Here is a 15156-nt window from a genome sequence, read left to right on the forward strand (position 1 = left end):
CCAAGGCCAGGCTTGGCAACGGTTTGGTGTTTTTTTAGCGATTTTTTTGCTTTAGCCGTACAGCCTATCACAAACGGCTTTCTCCCCCTACTTCCGCGAGTAAAGCGTCGCCATGTCATTCAATAAAATCGAACGAAGGTCTCGAAATATTGCGCTATCACTGTGGGGGGAATGTGAATAGCATGTAGTTCATGCAAGGGACGCTGAGTCCTGATGTCACTGTCACAACGTAAGGAATTATCGATGAGCAACGTATTGGTTCTGAAATCAAGCATCCTGGCGACCTACTCTCAGTCTAACCAACTGGCCGATTTCTTCGTAGAGCAATGGAGCAACGCCCACAGCGGCGACACCATCACCGTGCGCGATCTGGCCGCGCAGCCAATTCCGGTGCTGGACGGTGAACTGGTCGGCGCGCTGCGTCCTTCCGATGCGCCGTTGACTCCACGTCAACAAGAAGCGCTGGCCCTGTCGGACGAGCTGATCGCCGAGCTGCAGGCCAATGACGTCATCGTGATTGCCGCACCGATGTACAACTTCAACATCCCGACCCAGCTGAAAAACTATTTCGACCTGGTTGCCCGCGCCGGCGTGACCTTCCGTTATACCGAAAACGGTCCGGAAGGCCTGGTTAAAAACAAACGCGCCGTGATCCTGACCAGCCGCGGCGGCATCCATAAAGGCACCCCAACCGACCTGGTAGAACCTTACCTGCGTCTGTTCCTGGGCTTCATCGGCATCACCGACGTGGAGTTCGTCTTCGCGGAAGGTATCGCCTACGGCCCGGAAGTGGCGACCAAAGCACAGGAAGACGCGAAAGCGGCCCTGTCTCAGGTGGTTGCTGCCTAAGACTCTGCGCAGGGGCGCCAAGCCCCTGCCGGACAAGAGGCAAGTCCTGTCAAACCTGCACTACCCTCATAATAATCATCTATCCGTATCTTTTGGCGCGCCAGACGGCGCGCTTTTTTTATTTCTTCAGCCACTGGCCGTTGATGCCGCGCACATACTCGCCGCTCTGCGCGCGCGTCACCAGCTTCTGCCCGGCCATGCGCGCCACTTCGTCGACGGCGATATGGTTGCCGTCCGCCACTTCCTGATACTTCTCGGTGCGGCCGGCGTTGATGCGCTTCACCAGCGCCAGCGTTTCCGCGTCCTGCTTCACCGGCGCGATGTAGCCGCTCAGGGTTTCGCCCACCCGCCCTTGCTGCTTCGCCTCATCCAGCGTCAGCGCCATCGCCACGCTGCTGAACAACCAGGCGGCGCCGGCCAGCCACAAATAACGTTTTTTCATGTCGGCTCCTAGAACAGACCGCTTTGGGTTTTCAGCAGGTTTTCGACGTCCTTATCCACTTTGATATGAATTTCATGCTCGATCTTGACGTTCATATTGATGGTGATCGGATCCTTCGGCGTCGCCACCTCGATGCGCGGCACGCAGCCGCTCAGCAGCGAAACGCACAGCACCGCTGCCAGCGCCGACACACTCATGATTTTCATTGTTGCTCCCCAGGTTGTGAGAGGGCCTGCTCCAGCCACTCCTGTAAATTGTCGCCGAAGCGCAAACTGCGCCACAGCTGAAACACGTTTTCCTGATGGCGATAGTTCAGGATCACCTCACGCTTGGCGCTCTTCTGCGGGTTGATACCGTCGATGCGCGCGCTCAGCGTCAACTCACCCAGGTTGTCGAGGTCGACCCGGGCGTGCGAACGGTTGATTTCCATATAGCGCAGCCAGTCGATCGCCGCGCCGGTCGCCAGGTTGTTGCTGCCGATGGCGTCGGCCATGTCTTTGTCCAGCCGCAGCGTCAACGTGCCGGCATTGGCGATCCAGCCGTTTTGCACCAGCCACTTGGGGTGGTTCAGGAACAGCGGCAGCTCGCCGTCGACGCGGCCGGACATGGCGAACTGCTTCGGTTTCAGGGCGGTGAACAGCGCGCTGAGATCGACCTTGTCCAGTTTCAGCACCGCAGCGTCATGCTGCGGCAACCGCAGCGCCGACAGGCTGATATGCCCGTTGAGCATGTCCACGCCGACGTTGCTCAACGTCAGCGGCTGCCTTTCGCTATAAGGATAGGTGCCCTGCAGATCGGCGGAAATGTTCTGCATCTCGAACAGGTTGCTGAAAGACTTGATGCGCAGCGACACCGGCTGTTTGGCACCCAGCAGCCACTGATGCTGCTTGAACCGGTACGACAGGATGAAGTCCAGGCCGCTCATCTCGCCGTCCTTCAGCCACATGCCGCCGTTTTTCACCACCCAGTGGCCGCCGGCCTCGAAGCCTTGTTCACGGGCAGCGGAAAACGCCGACTGCGCGTAAAACTCGCCGTCGCGCAGCGTGAGATTGAGATCCGGTGCCAGCAGCGGCTGGAAGACCTTCAGCGACTGTTTCGGCCACCAGGCTTCGCCGCGCAGGCGTTCGCCGTCCCAGCGGCCGCGCAGCGCGATCGGCCCGATCTGCTGCGCCTGCAGTTTGCCCTGCAGCTGGAAACTGTCCGGCGAACGGCCGCTCAGCTGCAGCGCCAGCACCGGCGCCGGCAGATGGCCGCCGTCGCTGAAGCTGACCTTATCCGCCGCCAGCTGGAGTTCGCCGTTGAGCTGCGGGCTTTGTTCATCACGCTGCCAGCGCAGCGGTTGGTTGAGGCTCAGGCGCGGCGCGGCGACCGTCACCAGACCGTACTTCAACTTGTCGAAGCCAGTGGAGAGCTTGTCGAGCACCAGCTCGCTGTCCTGCCAGCGGCCGCTGCCGGCGACGTCCCAGGCAGCCTGCAGCGGCGGCAACCGGCCGTTGCCCCAGTAACGCCACTGCCAGTCGCCCTTGTCCGGCCAGAAATCCTGCGCCTGGCCGTCCAGGTGCAGCTTGAAGCGCCCCCAATAACTGTCGCTGGCGCTCAAAATCGCCTGCAGGCGGCCGGTGATGCCGGCGGCGGTCACCTTCACGCCCGCCAGCGGCAAACGCGCCTCTTCCAGCGTCATTTCCGGCGTCACCTTGCCCCACAGACGGAGCAGCGAACCTGGCTGAAGCACCAGCGTCGGATTAAGAATGCTGCCGCCGATCACGCCCGGGATTGACGCGGTGGTGGAGAAGTCGGCCAGATTGGCCTGGCCGGTCAGTTGGAAGCGCAGATCGCTGTCGGTCAACCCTACCTTGCCCGGCCCGAGGGTGAGCACCGCATTGCCCTTGCCGTTGTGGCCGGCGGTGATCACGTTCAGCCGCGCGCTGATCTCCGTTTCATCCCACCCTTTGCTCCAGTCGTGCAGTGCGATGTTCAGGCCGCCGTTCAACGGCTGCCCGCTGTATGGCCAACGCCACTCGCCCTGCTTGATGCTGACCCGCTGCGGGGTCACTTCCCACGGCAACACCGCCAGCGGCCGATCGTCGCCTTTTTCGCTTACCGTCAACACGCCCTGCTGCTGTTGCCAGCGCATGTCCAGCAATACCGGTTTTTCCAGATAGGCGGTCTGCATTTCCCCCTGCAGCGCGCCCTGCGTCGGCAGGCTGGCCAAATCCAGCGGAAGAGTTATCTTGCCGGCGAGGTGCAGCGGTTGCGCGCTGTTGGGTGGGACGACGCTCAGGCTCTGCAACGTCAGCTGCTGTTTTTCATCCAGCTGTGCCTCGGCGCTGAGATTCGGCCCCCGATAATGCAGGCGTTGCCCGTCAGGGCCGGAGGAAAGCTGCAGCTTGCCGGCATAGCGCTGCCAGGGAATGAGCGTCAGATCATTAATGGTGAGATCCAGCGCCGGCAGTTGCCGCTGCAATTGATCGAGCGCCAGCGGCGCGCTGTTGGCGTCGCCGCTCGGCAGTTTTGACAAACAGGCGCTATCGACGCTGACCTTATCGCTCGACAGCTGCCAACGGCCCTGGCGGTAAGCCAGCCGCGTCGACCCGACGTTGGCCAGCAGGCAATCTTGCGCGGTGAAACGCGCCCCCGCCAGCGTCAGGCCGCCCTGATGCCAATGCAATTTATCCTGCAACTCCAGGCGGCTCCCCGCCGGCAACCAATGCGATAACACCCCCGGCAGCCAGCGCGGCAAAGTTTGCCACAACGCCAGCACCAGAATTGCGCAGCCCGCCACCGTCCCTATGAATACTTTCAATCGCCTGGTCATTAAATGATTGCTTCGTTCCTGAGTTAGGCATCCATTAAGTCTATGCCTGAATTGACAATAATGATGGCACGAATTTGACATAGGGTGAAGCTGAGTGCGGTCGCAGAAGCGATTTGCACCTTTTTGGCGCAAACGTGTGCGGGTTGTAGATTTTCGTTACATATACATCACATAAATAGGACAGTTTTCAGACTTTTGTTATTGTCGTTACCGTTGATGATTAATAGTCTTGCAACCATTCTAATAAAAGTTCAGCTGCTAGCTAACTGTGTACTAGAGAAGCCATTCCCCACACCCCCGTGGGGATTTTTTTGCCGCTAATTTCAAATCACGGCCTCAATAAAAGCCTGTACTATGTGGCTGTCGCTCGCTTTACGCCAGATAGCATAAATATCGCTGCGCATTTCATTCCCGCACTCGATATACGCAACCTCTCGCTGTCGCGCCAGGCTTTCAGGGACAAACGCATACCCCAACCCCGCGGTGACGCAGGCGAATATCACGTCGTAGCATTCCACCTCCAGCAGCGCGGCGGGGATGAGTTGCTGCTTCTGCAACCAGGTATCCACCAGATGGCGATAGTGGCATTGCCGCGAATAAACATAGAGATCGCTTTTTGCCAACAACGCTGGCTGATACGCCCCGCCAATGAAGACCAAACGCTCCTGAAAAGCACGACGGCTCTGCAACTGCGGATGTTCTATCGGCCCATCAGAAAACACCACGTCCAGCGTCCCTTTTTGCAATTGAAACTCCAGATCCAGCGAATAGCCCTGCACCACACTCAACTGAACACGGCGGTTCTGCGCACGGTAATGCGCCAACTTTTGCGGCAGATGATGGCTCAAGGCGATATCCAGCGCGCCAAGCTTCAGTTCACCCTGCACCGGATCCTGTTCAAGCTGCGCTCGCGCCCGCTCTTCGATAGCCAAAAAGCGCTTGGCCTTATGGTAAAGCGCTCGGCCTTCCGGCGTAAGCGACAACCGATTGCGCTCACGATCAAATAGCGTAACGCCACACGCCGTTTCCAACTCTTTTAATTTCTTGGTCACGTTAGAGGGCACGCAAAACAGCCTCTCCGCCGCTGCCGTCAGACTCTCCGACTCCACCACCATGCAAAAGGTGGCTAACTGGGCACGTTTAAACATATCAAGCCTTCACCAAAAGTGAATAACTCACGAACTTTATTTCACTTTTAGTCAGTCATCAAGCCCGTAAAATCCTCGCTGTCAGCACAATGCTGCCCCCTGGAGATATCCAGTTTCATTCCCGACCGAGGAAATAAACCATGATCACGCTTAACGTCTTTTTTCAGGTCAACCCGGCCAAGCGACCCGCGTTTCTCAGCCTGCTCAACACCATGGTGCAGGAATCCAATAAAGAAACCGGCTGCTCTTTTTACCAGCTTTGGCAATGCCAGAACGATGAAAACAGCTATGCGCTGATTGAAAACTGGGACGATAAGGCGTCGCTTGCGGCGCACCAGAAAACACCGCATTGGATCGCCTTTAACGATGCCGTCAACGGGTATTTGACCCATGACTACGATGAGCATCATTACACGGAAATCGCTCGCTAACATCGCGTGAACCGGCCCAATGCGGGCCGGTTTCATTCCGCTGTCTGATCGAACAAACCCCGCACTGGACAAACTGCTAACCAATTGTCGAATTTACTAAAATCTGTTAAATTGATCACAAAATCACGGTGGAGAAACCACGATGAAATTGGCGATATACAGTACCAAACAGTATGACCGTAAATATCTCGAACTGGTGAATCAGCAGTTTGGCTATGAGCTGGAATTCTTCGACTTTTTACTCAGTAAAAAAACCGCCAAAACGGCCGCCGGTTGCAAGGCGGTGTGCCTCTTCGTCAACGACGACGGCAGCCGTGAAGTGCTCGAAGAACTGGCGGCGCTGGGCGTCGAAATTCTCGCCTTGCGCTGCGCCGGTTTTAATAACGTCGATCTGGACGCCGCCCAAGAACTGGGCATCAAGGTGGTGCGCGTGCCGGCCTACTCGCCGGAAGCTGTGGCAGAACACGCGGTAGGCATGATGATGTGCCTGAACCGCCGTATTCACCGCGCCTATCAACGCACGCGCGACGCCAACTTCTCGCTGGAAGGGCTGATCGGCTTTAACATGCACAACCGCACCGCCGGCGTGATCGGCACCGGTAAAATCGGCGTGGCGACGATGCGCATTCTGAAAGGCTTCGGCATGAAGCTGCTGGCCTACGATCCGTTCCCGAGCGAACAGGCGCTGGAACTGGGCGCGGAATATGTCGATCTGAAAACGCTGTACGCGCAGTCCGACGTGATCACCCTGCATTGCCCGCTAACGCCGGAAAACCACCATCTGCTGAATGCCGACGCCTTCGCGATGATGAAAAACGGCGTGATGGTGATCAACACCAGCCGCGGCGCGCTGATCGACTCCACCGCCGCCATCGATGCGCTGAAACAGCAGAAAATCGGCGCGCTGGGGATGGACGTTTACGAGAATGAACGCGATCTGTTCTTCGAAGACAAGTCGAACGACGTGATTCAGGATGACGTGTTCCGCCGCCTCTCGGCCTGCCACAACGTGCTGTTTACCGGCCATCAGGCTTTCCTGACCGAAGAGGCGCTGACCAGTATTTCGCAAACCACGCTGCAGAACATCAGCCAGTTGGATCGCGGCGAAACCTGCCCGAACCAGTTGAACGCCTGAGCGTAACCTCGGGGCGCCCTTGCGGCGCCCTGTTTATTTGAGAGCGCGCGATGAGAAAAACCACGGTAGCCGCCCTTGCGGCGCTGGCCTTAGCGGGGTGCAGCATGAAACCACACACGGCCGTCACGCCAGGCGATCTGTTGCATCACAACTTCGTGTTGCAAAGCGTGGATGGCGAAACGGCGATGTCACCGGCGGGCGGCGGCCTGCTCAATCTGGAGTTCGGCGAGAGCCTGCATGTCTCCGGCGCGATGTGCAACCGCTTCTTCGGCCAGGGGCAATTACGCGACGGCGTGCTGACGGTGAAACCGCTGGCCTCGACCCGCAGGCTGTGCCCTGATGAACAGCGCAACCGCTGGGATCGGGTGATCGGCACCGTGCTGGAAAACGGCGCCGAAGTAACGCTAAACGCCCAGCAACTGACGCTCAACGGCAGCGGCCACACGCTTATCTATACCCTGCGCGATTGGGTGTATTGATCCTGCACGCCAGGCCTGGCGCCGCGGGCTTACCCGGCGCAGCTGCCCAGGCCCAGCGTGCGTTCTTCGCACTGCTTGCCGTTCGGCATCTGGCACATGCGCAGCGCTTCACCGTTCAGGTTGTGCGCGATGGTGGTGACGCCGCCGACCGCCGCGCAACCGGCGCTGGTCTGCAACGTATTGATTCTGGCACTGTTGCCCTGCTGTACTGGCTCTTCGTTATTGCTGCTGCACGCGGCTAAAAGCAGCACGGCGCTGGCAAGCAGCCATTTTGATGTCGTCATTATCCCACTCCTGAACCCGGAACTGCGCTGTGTAAAATCGCCATTGCTGATAACGCGCGTCACTTGGCGGACACGTTTCGCTATCTTTGATGCAAACTTGTTTAATCTAGCTCGATATATAAATAATGAAAATATATTCCAGCCATTATTTGTCATTTTTTTGCACCGGCCGAACATTTATTTTGTTTGCAGAATATTTCCGCACCGGCGCGCGGTGCCAAACGTGACGGCGCCACCCGCTGCCAGGCCCCTGCCGCACGCAGAAAGTGATAACGTCACCGCTGCCGATGAGGAAGTTTCTCTCGCGATATCGGTATTCATTATCTTCGCGTGCTTTGAGTAAGACGGCGCATTTTTTGCTACCGGAGAGAAGGATATTTACGTCTATGCTGGCGGCGCTAAGTAATTAGCATTCCACTATTTTCAGTGAATGATGGCTGAATTCTTCAACCGGCGCGACTTACTGTCACGCCGGCCTTTTTTTACATTAAAATAACACTCAGTGTACCGAGGCTTTGGACAGTAAATTAATCACCAGCACGCCGGCAATAATTAATCCCATGCCGACGATCGCCGGCCAATCCAATTTTTGCTGATAAACGAATACCGCGGCGATCGATACCAGCACAATCCCCATGCCCGACCAAATCGCATACACGATGCCCAGCGGCATGCTCTTGACCACCATCGACAGCCCCCAAAATGCCACGCCGTAGCCCAGCACCACCAGCAGCGACGGCCACAGGCGGGTAAAGCCCTCGGAGGCTTTCAACATGGTGGTGGCGATCACTTCCGCGACTATCGCCATCGTCAAATACATAAATGCGCTCATGGTTTTCTTCTGTCAGTTTGCTGATGCGCAATTATGACGCGCCGGAAATAAATTGTCTTTAAACGGTGAAAACAATTTATTGCCGCCGGTCCCCAATCGGCGAGGAAATACGCCCTTGGCGATTTATCACCCGCCACACAAACACGATAAAGCCACGTTCAAACCCTCTGTTAGACTTTTTCCCATTACTGCGGAAGTGCGCTTTCGCGGCTTTGTGAGCAATGAAAAGGTAATGTCGATGATAACTACAGATGGTAATAACGCAGTCGCTTCCGTGGCCTACCGCACCAACGAAGTGATTGCCATCTACCCTATCACGCCAAGTTCTACCATGGCGGAGCAGGCGGACGCCTGGTCCGGCGATGGCCGGCAAAACATCTGGGGCGACATCCCGCGGGTGGTGGAAATGCAGTCGGAAGGTGGCGCGATCGCCACCGTGCACGGCGCCTTGCAAACCGGCGCGCTGTCGACCTCGTTCACGTCATCGCAGGGTCTGCTGCTGATGATCCCGACGCTGTACAAACTGGCCGGCGAGCTGACGCCGTTCGTGCTGCACGTCGCCGCGCGCACCGTGGCCACGCACGCGCTGTCTATCTTCGGCGACCATTCTGACGTGATGGCGGTACGCCAGACCGGCTGCGCCATGCTGTGCGCCGGCAGCGTGCAGGAAGCGCAGGACTTCGCGCTGATCTCGCAGACCGCCACCCTCAACGCGCGCGTGCCGTTTATCCATTTCTTCGACGGCTTCCGCACCTCGCACGAGATCAACAAGATCGTGCCGCTCAGCGACGATACGCTGCGGCAAATGTTGCCGCAGGCGGCGATCGACGCTCACCGCAGCCGGGCGCTGTCGCCGGATCATCCGGTGGTGCGCGGCACTTCCGCCAACCCGGACACTTATTTCCAGTCGCGTGAAGCCACCAACCCGTGGTATGACGCCACCGGCCAGCACCTGATCGACGCCATGGCGGCCTTCGCCGCCCTTACCGGCCGCCACTATCGGCCGTTCGACTATTACGGCCATCCGCAGGCCGAACGCGTGGTGGTGGTGATGGGTTCCGCCGCCGGCACCTGCGAAGAGGTGATCGACACCCTGCTGACCCGCGGCGAGAAAGTCGGCGTGCTGAAAGTCCGGCTGTTCCGGCCGTTCTCCGCCAAATACCTGCTCGACGCCCTGCCGGACAGCGTGCGCAGCGTCGCGGTGCTCGATCGCACCAAAGAACCGGGCGCGCTGGCCGAGCCGTTGTATCTGGACGTGATGACCGCGCTGGCGGAAGCCTACAGCCGGGGTGAACGCGCCACGCTGCCGCGGGTGATCGGCGGCCGTTACGGCCTGTCGTCGAAAGAGTTCGGCCCCGACTGCGCGCTGGCGGTGTTCCGTGAGCTGGTCCAGCCGCAGCCGCGCCCGCGCTTTACCGTCGGCATCTTCGATGATGTCACCGGGCTTTCGCTGCCGCTGAGCGACGAAATCCTGCCGCAGCGCGCCTCGCTGGAAGCGCTTTTCTACGGTTTGGGCAGCGACGGCTCGGTCTCGGCCACCAAGAACAACATCAAGATCATCGGCAACGCCACGCCGCTGTATGCCCAGGGCTATTTCGTCTACGACTCCAAAAAGGCCGGCGGCCTGACGGTGTCGCACCTGCGCGTCAGCGAGCAGCCGATCAATTCGGCTTACCTGGTCAGCCGCGCGGACTTCGTCGGCTGCCACCAGCTGCAGTTTATCGATAAGTACCAAATGGTCGAACGCCTGAAGCCCGGCGGCACCTTCCTGCTCAATACCCCTTACGGCGCCGACGAGGTCTGGTCAAGCCTGCCGCAGGAGGTTCAGGCGCTGTTGCACCAACGCCAGGCGCGTTTCTATATCATCAACGCCGCCAAGCTGGCGCGCGAATGCCGGCTCGGCGCGCGTATCAACACCGTCATGCAGATGGCGTTTTTCCACCTGACGCAGATCCTGCCGAGCGACGTGGCGCTGCAACAGCTGCAGGACGCCATCGCCCGCAGCTACAGCAGCAAGGGCCAGGAGATCGTCGAACGCAACTGGCAGGCGCTGGGCGCCACCCGGGCCGCGCTGACCGAGATCCCGCTGCAGCCGATCGACGCCAGCAGCCCGATGCGCCCGCCGGTGGTCTCGGACGCCGCGCCGGACTTCGTCAAAACCGTTACCGCCGCGATGCTGGCCGGGCTGGGCGATGCGTTGCCGGTTTCCGCCTTCCCGCCGGACGGCACCTGGCCGGTGGGCACCACCCAATGGGAAAAGCGCAACATCGCCGAAGAGATCCCGATCTGGCAGCCCGACCTGTGCACCCAGTGCAACCACTGCGTCGCCGCCTGCCCGCACTCCGCCATTCGCGCCAAGGTAGTTCAGCCGGCGGAGATGGAGCACGCCCCCGCCTCCCTGCAGTCACTGGATGTCAAAGCGCGCGATATGCGCGGCCAGAAATACGTGCTGCAGGTAGCGCCGGAAGATTGCACCGGCTGTAACCTGTGCGTCGAGGTCTGCCCGGCGAAAGATCGCCAGAACCCGGAGATCAAGGCCATCAACATGGCTTCCCGCCTCGATAATCTGACGGCGGAGAAAGACAACTACGACTTCTTCCTGCAGCTGCCGGAAATCGATCCGACGCAGCTGGAGCGCATCGATATTCGCACCTCGCAGCTGATCACGCCGCTGTTCGAGTACTCCGGTGCCTGCTCCGGCTGCGGTGAAACGCCGTACATCAAGCTGTTGACCCAGCTCTATGGCGACCGCTTGCTGATCGCCAACGCCACCGGCTGTTCGTCGATCTACGGCGGCAATCTGCCGACCACGCCGTACACCACCAACGCCGAAGGGCGCGGCCCGGCGTGGGCCAACTCGCTGTTCGAAGACAACGCCGAATTTGGCCTGGGCTTCCGCCTGACGGTCGATCAACATCGCGCGCGGGTGCTGCGCCTGCTGAATTCGCTGGCACCGCAGCTGCCGGAGCAGTTGGTCAATGCCCTGCAGATGGAAGATGTGGCGCCGGAGCCGCGCCGTAAGCAGATCGCCGAACTACGCGCGCTGCTGGCAAGTCTCGAAGGCGAAGACGCACGCCAGCTGGCGGCCGACGCCGACTACCTGGTGGATAAATCCATCTGGCTGATCGGCGGGGACGGCTGGGCCTACGACATCGGCTTCGGCGGTTTGGATCACGTGCTCAGCCTGACGGAGAACGTCAACGTGCTGGTGCTCGACACCCAGTGCTACTCCAACACCGGCGGCCAGCAGTCGAAGGCCACGCCGCTCGGCGCGGTGACCAAGTTCGGTGAACACGGCAAGCGCAAGGCACGCAAGGATTTGGGCGTCAGCATGATGATGTACGGCCATGTCTACGTCGCGCAGATCTCGCTGGGGGCGCAGCTTAACCAAACGGTGAAAGCGATTCAGGAGGCCGAAGCCTATCCGGGCCCGTCGCTGATCATCGCCTACAGCCCGTGCGAAGAGCACGGCTACGATCTGGCGCTCAGTCACGATCAGATGAAACAGCTGACCGCCACCGGCTTCTGGCCGCTGTACCGCTTCGATCCGCGCCGCAGCGCCGAGGGCAAGGCCGCATTGGCGCTGGACTCACGGCCGCCGAACAGCAGCCTGACGGAAACGCTGCTGAAAGAACAGCGTTTCCGCCGCCTGAACTCGCAGCAGCCGGAAGTGGCCAGCGCGCTGTATCAGGCCGCCGAGAAAGAGCTGAAGGAGAAATACGACTTCCTCAGCCTGCTGGCCGGCAAGGCGGAAAAATCCGCCACTGAGTAATCCCCTTCAGGGCGCGAGCGATTCGCGCCCTGTTCTTTTACCGCCGGCGTAAGCCGCAGCAATAAAACCTGCTGGCATTCCTGCGCGCAATCCGTACCATACAGGCCTCGCGTCGGGCGCGTGGCGGCAGGATGATGAATAATGATCAAAATCGGCCGGTTGAATGGTAAACTCGCGGTCTACAACGCCATGCCCCTAGTGCCCCCCATTGAGAATGAGCACGATTTAAATGTCAGAAAAGCAATCCGTTAGCCAAAAAGAGCAGTACAACCTGAACAAATTGCAAAAGCGCCTGCGCCGCAACGTAGGTGAAGCGATCGCCGATTTCAATATGATTGAAGAAGGCGACCGCATCATGGTCTGCCTGTCCGGCGGTAAAGACAGCTACACGATGCTGGAGATCCTGCGCAACCTGCAGCAGAGTGCGCCGATCAACTTCTCGCTGATCGCGGTCAATCTCGATCAGAAACAGCCCGGCTTCCCGGAGCATATTCTGCCCGCCTACCTGGAAAGCCTGGGGGTAGAGTACAAGATCGTCGAAGAGAACACCTACAGCATCGTCAAAGACAAGATCCCGGAAGGCAAAACCACCTGTTCACTGTGCTCGCGCCTGCGCCGCGGCATTCTGTACCGCACCGCCACCGAACTGGGCGCCACCAAGATCGCGCTGGGCCACCACCGCGACGACATTTTGCAGACGCTGTTCCTCAACATGTTCTACGGCGGCAAGATGAAAGGCATGCCACCCAAGCTGATGAGCGACGACGGCAAGCACGTAGTCATTCGTCCGCTGGCCTATTGCCGCGAGAAAGACATCGAGCGTTTCTCGATCGCCAAAGCCTTCCCGATCATTCCGTGCAACCTGTGCGGCTCGCAGCCTAATCTGCAGCGCCAGGTGATCGGCGACATGCTGCGCGACTGGGACAAGCGTTACCCAGGCCGGTTGGAAACCATGTTCAGCGCCATGCAAAACGTGGTGCCTTCGCACCTGAGCGATATCAACCTGTTCGATTTCAAAGGCATTCACCACGGTAGCGCCGTGGTGGACGGCGGCGATTTGGCCTTCGATCGTGAAGACATCCCGATGCAGCCGGTCGGCTGGCAGCCGGAAGACTCGGACGACGCGCTGCCTGCGCCGGAGCGGTTGAACGTGCTGGAAATCAAATAAGCCCCCTCGCCGCTAGCCATCCTGCGAGCGGCGACATTTCCCTCTCTCGACGATCTCGATCCTGTTCACAGTTTGCGCAAAATTTACTGGGCGGTGCCGTTTTTACCCTATACTGTTTATTTATACAGTCACTTGGAGAGCGCGCAATGAATATTACCCCCTGCCTGTCCCACGTCTCGCTAGGCTCCAACGATTTCGAGGCCGCCGCGGCCTTTTACGATCGTGCGCTGGCCGCCTTGGGTTGCCGACGCGTGTTGGAACATCCTGGCGCCATCGGTTACGGCCGCGATTACCCGGAGTTTTGGCTGCAGGTGCCGATCGACGGCCGCCCGGCCTCGCCCGGCAACGGTACGCACGTCGGTTTTTTCGCCACCAGCAAGCAACAGGTGGATGAATTCCATCGTCAGGCGCTGCTGGCCGGCGCCGTCGATGAAGGCGCGCCCGGTTCGCGGCCGCACTACGGTGAGGCTTACTACGGCTGCTTTGTTCGGGATTTGGATGGGCACAAGATTGAAGCCAGCTTCTGGGATGAAAGCGCGGCCTGAAGAAGTGTGGAAGCCGAATAAAAAAATGCCGGTGATTAAACCGGCATTGTACGAATCAAATGTGCTATGCAGTAATTCAAAAATAAGAAAGTAAGACAATTATGGAGCGCAACGCCCATCGCTTGACGTTGCATTCACCTGCGAGAGAGATCATGCCCCATTTCCCCCAGCTAAATGTTGATATTGCTCAATGTTAACCGGGTTTTCGTCATTTTTGCCTACAGCCAGCGGCTGCGCTTCAACCACCAGGCGACGCCAAGCACCAACCCGACCAGCATCAGGCAAAATGCCGCAAATCCGAGGGGATTACCGCCGCCCGGAATACCACCAAGGTTGACCCCGAACAACCCGGTCAGAAAGGTGGTCGGCAGAAATACCATCGCCAACAATGACATGGTGTAAGTGCGGCGGTTCATCGCGTCGGCCATCACCGTGGTGATTTCGTCGGACAAGATGGCGGTGCGCGCGATGCTGCCGTCCAGATCGTCTAATCCCCGCCCCAGACGGTCGGCGATGTCCTGCATGCGGCGGCGATCGTCATCGCTCATCCACGGCAGGCGGTCGCTGGCCAACCGTGCGAAGACGTCACGCTGCGGCGCCATGTAACGGCGCAACACGATCAGCTGTTTACGGATCAACGCCAGCTGGCCGCGCTCCGGCACCTGCTGCTCCAGCAAGGCGTCCTCCAGATCGATAATCTTGTCGTGCAGATCCTCGATAAATTCGCTGGTGTGATCGGTCAACGCATCGGAAATCTCCACCAACCAGCTGCCGCTGTTGGTCGGCCCGGCGCCACTTTGCAGATCGTTCACCACCTGATCGATGGAATACACCTTGCGGTGCCGCGTGGAAATAATCAGTTTATCGGTGATGTATACGCGGATGGTGACCAGCTGGTCCGGCCGTGAGTTGGCGTTGAAGTTGATGCTGCGCAGGGTGATCATCGTACCTTCGCCCTGGCGGCTGACGCGCGGCCGTGAGCTTTCGCCGGAGAGCGCTTCGCGCACCGAGTCCGGCAGCAGCGGCGTGGTACTCAGCCATTCAGCGCTGGCCGGGTGCGCGTAATCAAGATGCAGCCAGCACGGCGCGTCGCAGGTGATCTTGTCATCCTGCTCGATCGGCGTTACGCCCCCCTTACCGTCCAGCTGATAAGCGTAAACCGCATCGGCGATCTGCAGCTCGCTCCCCTCAATCACATCCATTCATTTATCCCCTCAGTCTTGCTTATGTTGCTGAGTCTAGCGTTAACGCCTTGG

General features: G+C 59.2%; 15 protein-coding genes. 7 read left to right on the top strand and 8 right to left on the bottom strand.

Going from position 1 to position 15156, the window contains the following annotated elements; genetic code table 11:
* Positions 1-243: 243 nt before the first annotated feature.
* Entirely contained in the window at positions 244-849 is a 606-nt protein-coding gene (gene azoR / locus C9411_RS01215) for an FMN-dependent NADH-azoreductase (protein WP_015377994.1), read from the top strand.
* On the opposite strand, the gene C9411_RS26160 is transcribed toward azoR, so the two are convergent.
* The 5 genes from C9411_RS26160 to C9411_RS01240 form a co-directional block, all read right to left on the bottom strand.
* A complete protein-coding gene (locus tag C9411_RS26160) occupies positions 846-983 on the bottom strand; it encodes a hypothetical protein (protein ID WP_107226278.1) in 138 nt (45 codons plus the stop codon). The genes azoR and C9411_RS26160 overlap by 4 nt on opposite strands.
* The gene (locus tag C9411_RS01225; RefSeq protein ID WP_063989997.1) at positions 968-1291 is read right to left on the bottom strand and encodes a YdbL family protein; all 324 of its coding nucleotides are present in this window, start codon (positions 1289-1291) and stop codon (positions 968-970) included. The genes C9411_RS26160 and C9411_RS01225 overlap by 16 nt, the downstream gene beginning before the upstream one ends.
* Before the next feature lie 8 nt (positions 1292-1299).
* A complete protein-coding gene (locus tag C9411_RS01230) occupies positions 1300-1497 on the bottom strand; it encodes a YnbE family lipoprotein (protein ID WP_004930472.1) in 198 nt (65 codons plus the stop codon).
* On the bottom strand, positions 1494-4106 hold the full coding sequence (locus C9411_RS01235; RefSeq protein ID WP_107226279.1) for a YdbH family protein: 2613 nt from the start codon (positions 4104-4106) through the stop codon (positions 1494-1496). The genes C9411_RS01230 and C9411_RS01235 overlap by 4 nt, the downstream gene beginning before the upstream one ends.
* A 323-nt stretch (positions 4107-4429) precedes the next feature.
* Entirely contained in the window at positions 4430-5254 is an 825-nt protein-coding gene (locus C9411_RS01240; protein ID WP_107226280.1) for a LysR family transcriptional regulator, read from the bottom strand.
* 140 nt (positions 5255-5394) lie between these two features.
* Between C9411_RS01240 and C9411_RS01245 the strand changes: the two genes are divergently transcribed.
* The 3 genes from C9411_RS01245 (at position 5395) to hslJ (ending at position 7299) form a co-directional block, all read left to right on the top strand.
* Positions 5395-5685 carry a putative quinol monooxygenase gene (locus C9411_RS01245; RefSeq protein WP_063990000.1) on the top strand — a complete coding sequence of 97 codons (291 nt, stop codon included), beginning with the start codon at positions 5395-5397 and terminating at the stop codon, positions 5683-5685.
* A gap of 142 nt (positions 5686-5827) precedes the next feature.
* Positions 5828-6820 (top strand): 2-hydroxyacid dehydrogenase, encoded by a 993-nt coding sequence (locus C9411_RS01250; protein ID WP_063990001.1) that lies wholly within the window; start codon positions 5828-5830, stop codon positions 6818-6820.
* A gap of 50 nt (positions 6821-6870) precedes the next feature.
* A complete protein-coding gene (hslJ, locus tag C9411_RS01255; protein ID WP_107226281.1) occupies positions 6871-7299 on the top strand; it encodes a heat shock protein HslJ in 429 nt (142 codons plus the stop codon).
* Between the two features lie 29 nt (positions 7300-7328).
* On the opposite strand, the gene C9411_RS01260 is transcribed toward hslJ, so the two are convergent.
* Together C9411_RS01260 and ssmE are read right to left on the bottom strand one after the other, a co-directional pair.
* On the bottom strand, positions 7329-7583 hold the full coding sequence (locus tag C9411_RS01260; protein ID WP_015377999.1) for a DUF333 domain-containing protein: 255 nt from the start codon (positions 7581-7583) through the stop codon (positions 7329-7331).
* A 499-nt stretch (positions 7584-8082) separates the two neighbouring features.
* Complete coding sequence (gene ssmE / locus C9411_RS01265; RefSeq protein ID WP_025302985.1) at positions 8083-8415, bottom strand: multidrug efflux SMR transporter SsmE; 333 nt, start codon at positions 8413-8415, stop codon at positions 8083-8085.
* Between the two features lie 238 nt (positions 8416-8653).
* Between ssmE and nifJ the strand changes: the two genes are divergently transcribed.
* The 3 genes from nifJ to C9411_RS01280 all read left to right on the top strand — a co-directional run bounded on the left by nifJ (position 8654) and on the right by C9411_RS01280 (position 13900).
* Positions 8654-12187, top strand: a complete 3534-nt coding sequence (nifJ, locus tag C9411_RS01270) for a pyruvate:ferredoxin (flavodoxin) oxidoreductase (RefSeq protein ID WP_107226580.1) — start codon at positions 8654-8656, stop codon at positions 12185-12187.
* A gap of 229 nt (positions 12188-12416) precedes the next feature.
* A complete protein-coding gene (ttcA, locus tag C9411_RS01275) occupies positions 12417-13355 on the top strand; it encodes a tRNA 2-thiocytidine(32) synthetase TtcA (RefSeq protein ID WP_107226282.1) in 939 nt (312 codons plus the stop codon).
* A 146-nt stretch (positions 13356-13501) separates the two neighbouring features.
* Positions 13502-13900 carry a VOC family protein gene (locus tag C9411_RS01280; protein ID WP_004930496.1) on the top strand — a complete coding sequence of 133 codons (399 nt, stop codon included), beginning with the start codon at positions 13502-13504 and terminating at the stop codon, positions 13898-13900.
* 218 nt (positions 13901-14118) lie between these two features.
* On the opposite strand, the gene zntB is transcribed toward C9411_RS01280, so the two are convergent.
* A complete protein-coding gene (zntB, locus tag C9411_RS01285; protein ID WP_107226283.1) occupies positions 14119-15102 on the bottom strand; it encodes a zinc transporter ZntB in 984 nt (327 codons plus the stop codon).
* Between the last annotated feature and the right edge of the window lie 54 nt (positions 15103-15156).

This window comes from Serratia sp. Nf2 (genome assembly GCF_003028435.1).
Classification (GTDB): domain Bacteria; phylum Pseudomonadota; class Gammaproteobacteria; order Enterobacterales; family Enterobacteriaceae; genus Serratia; species Serratia marcescens_L.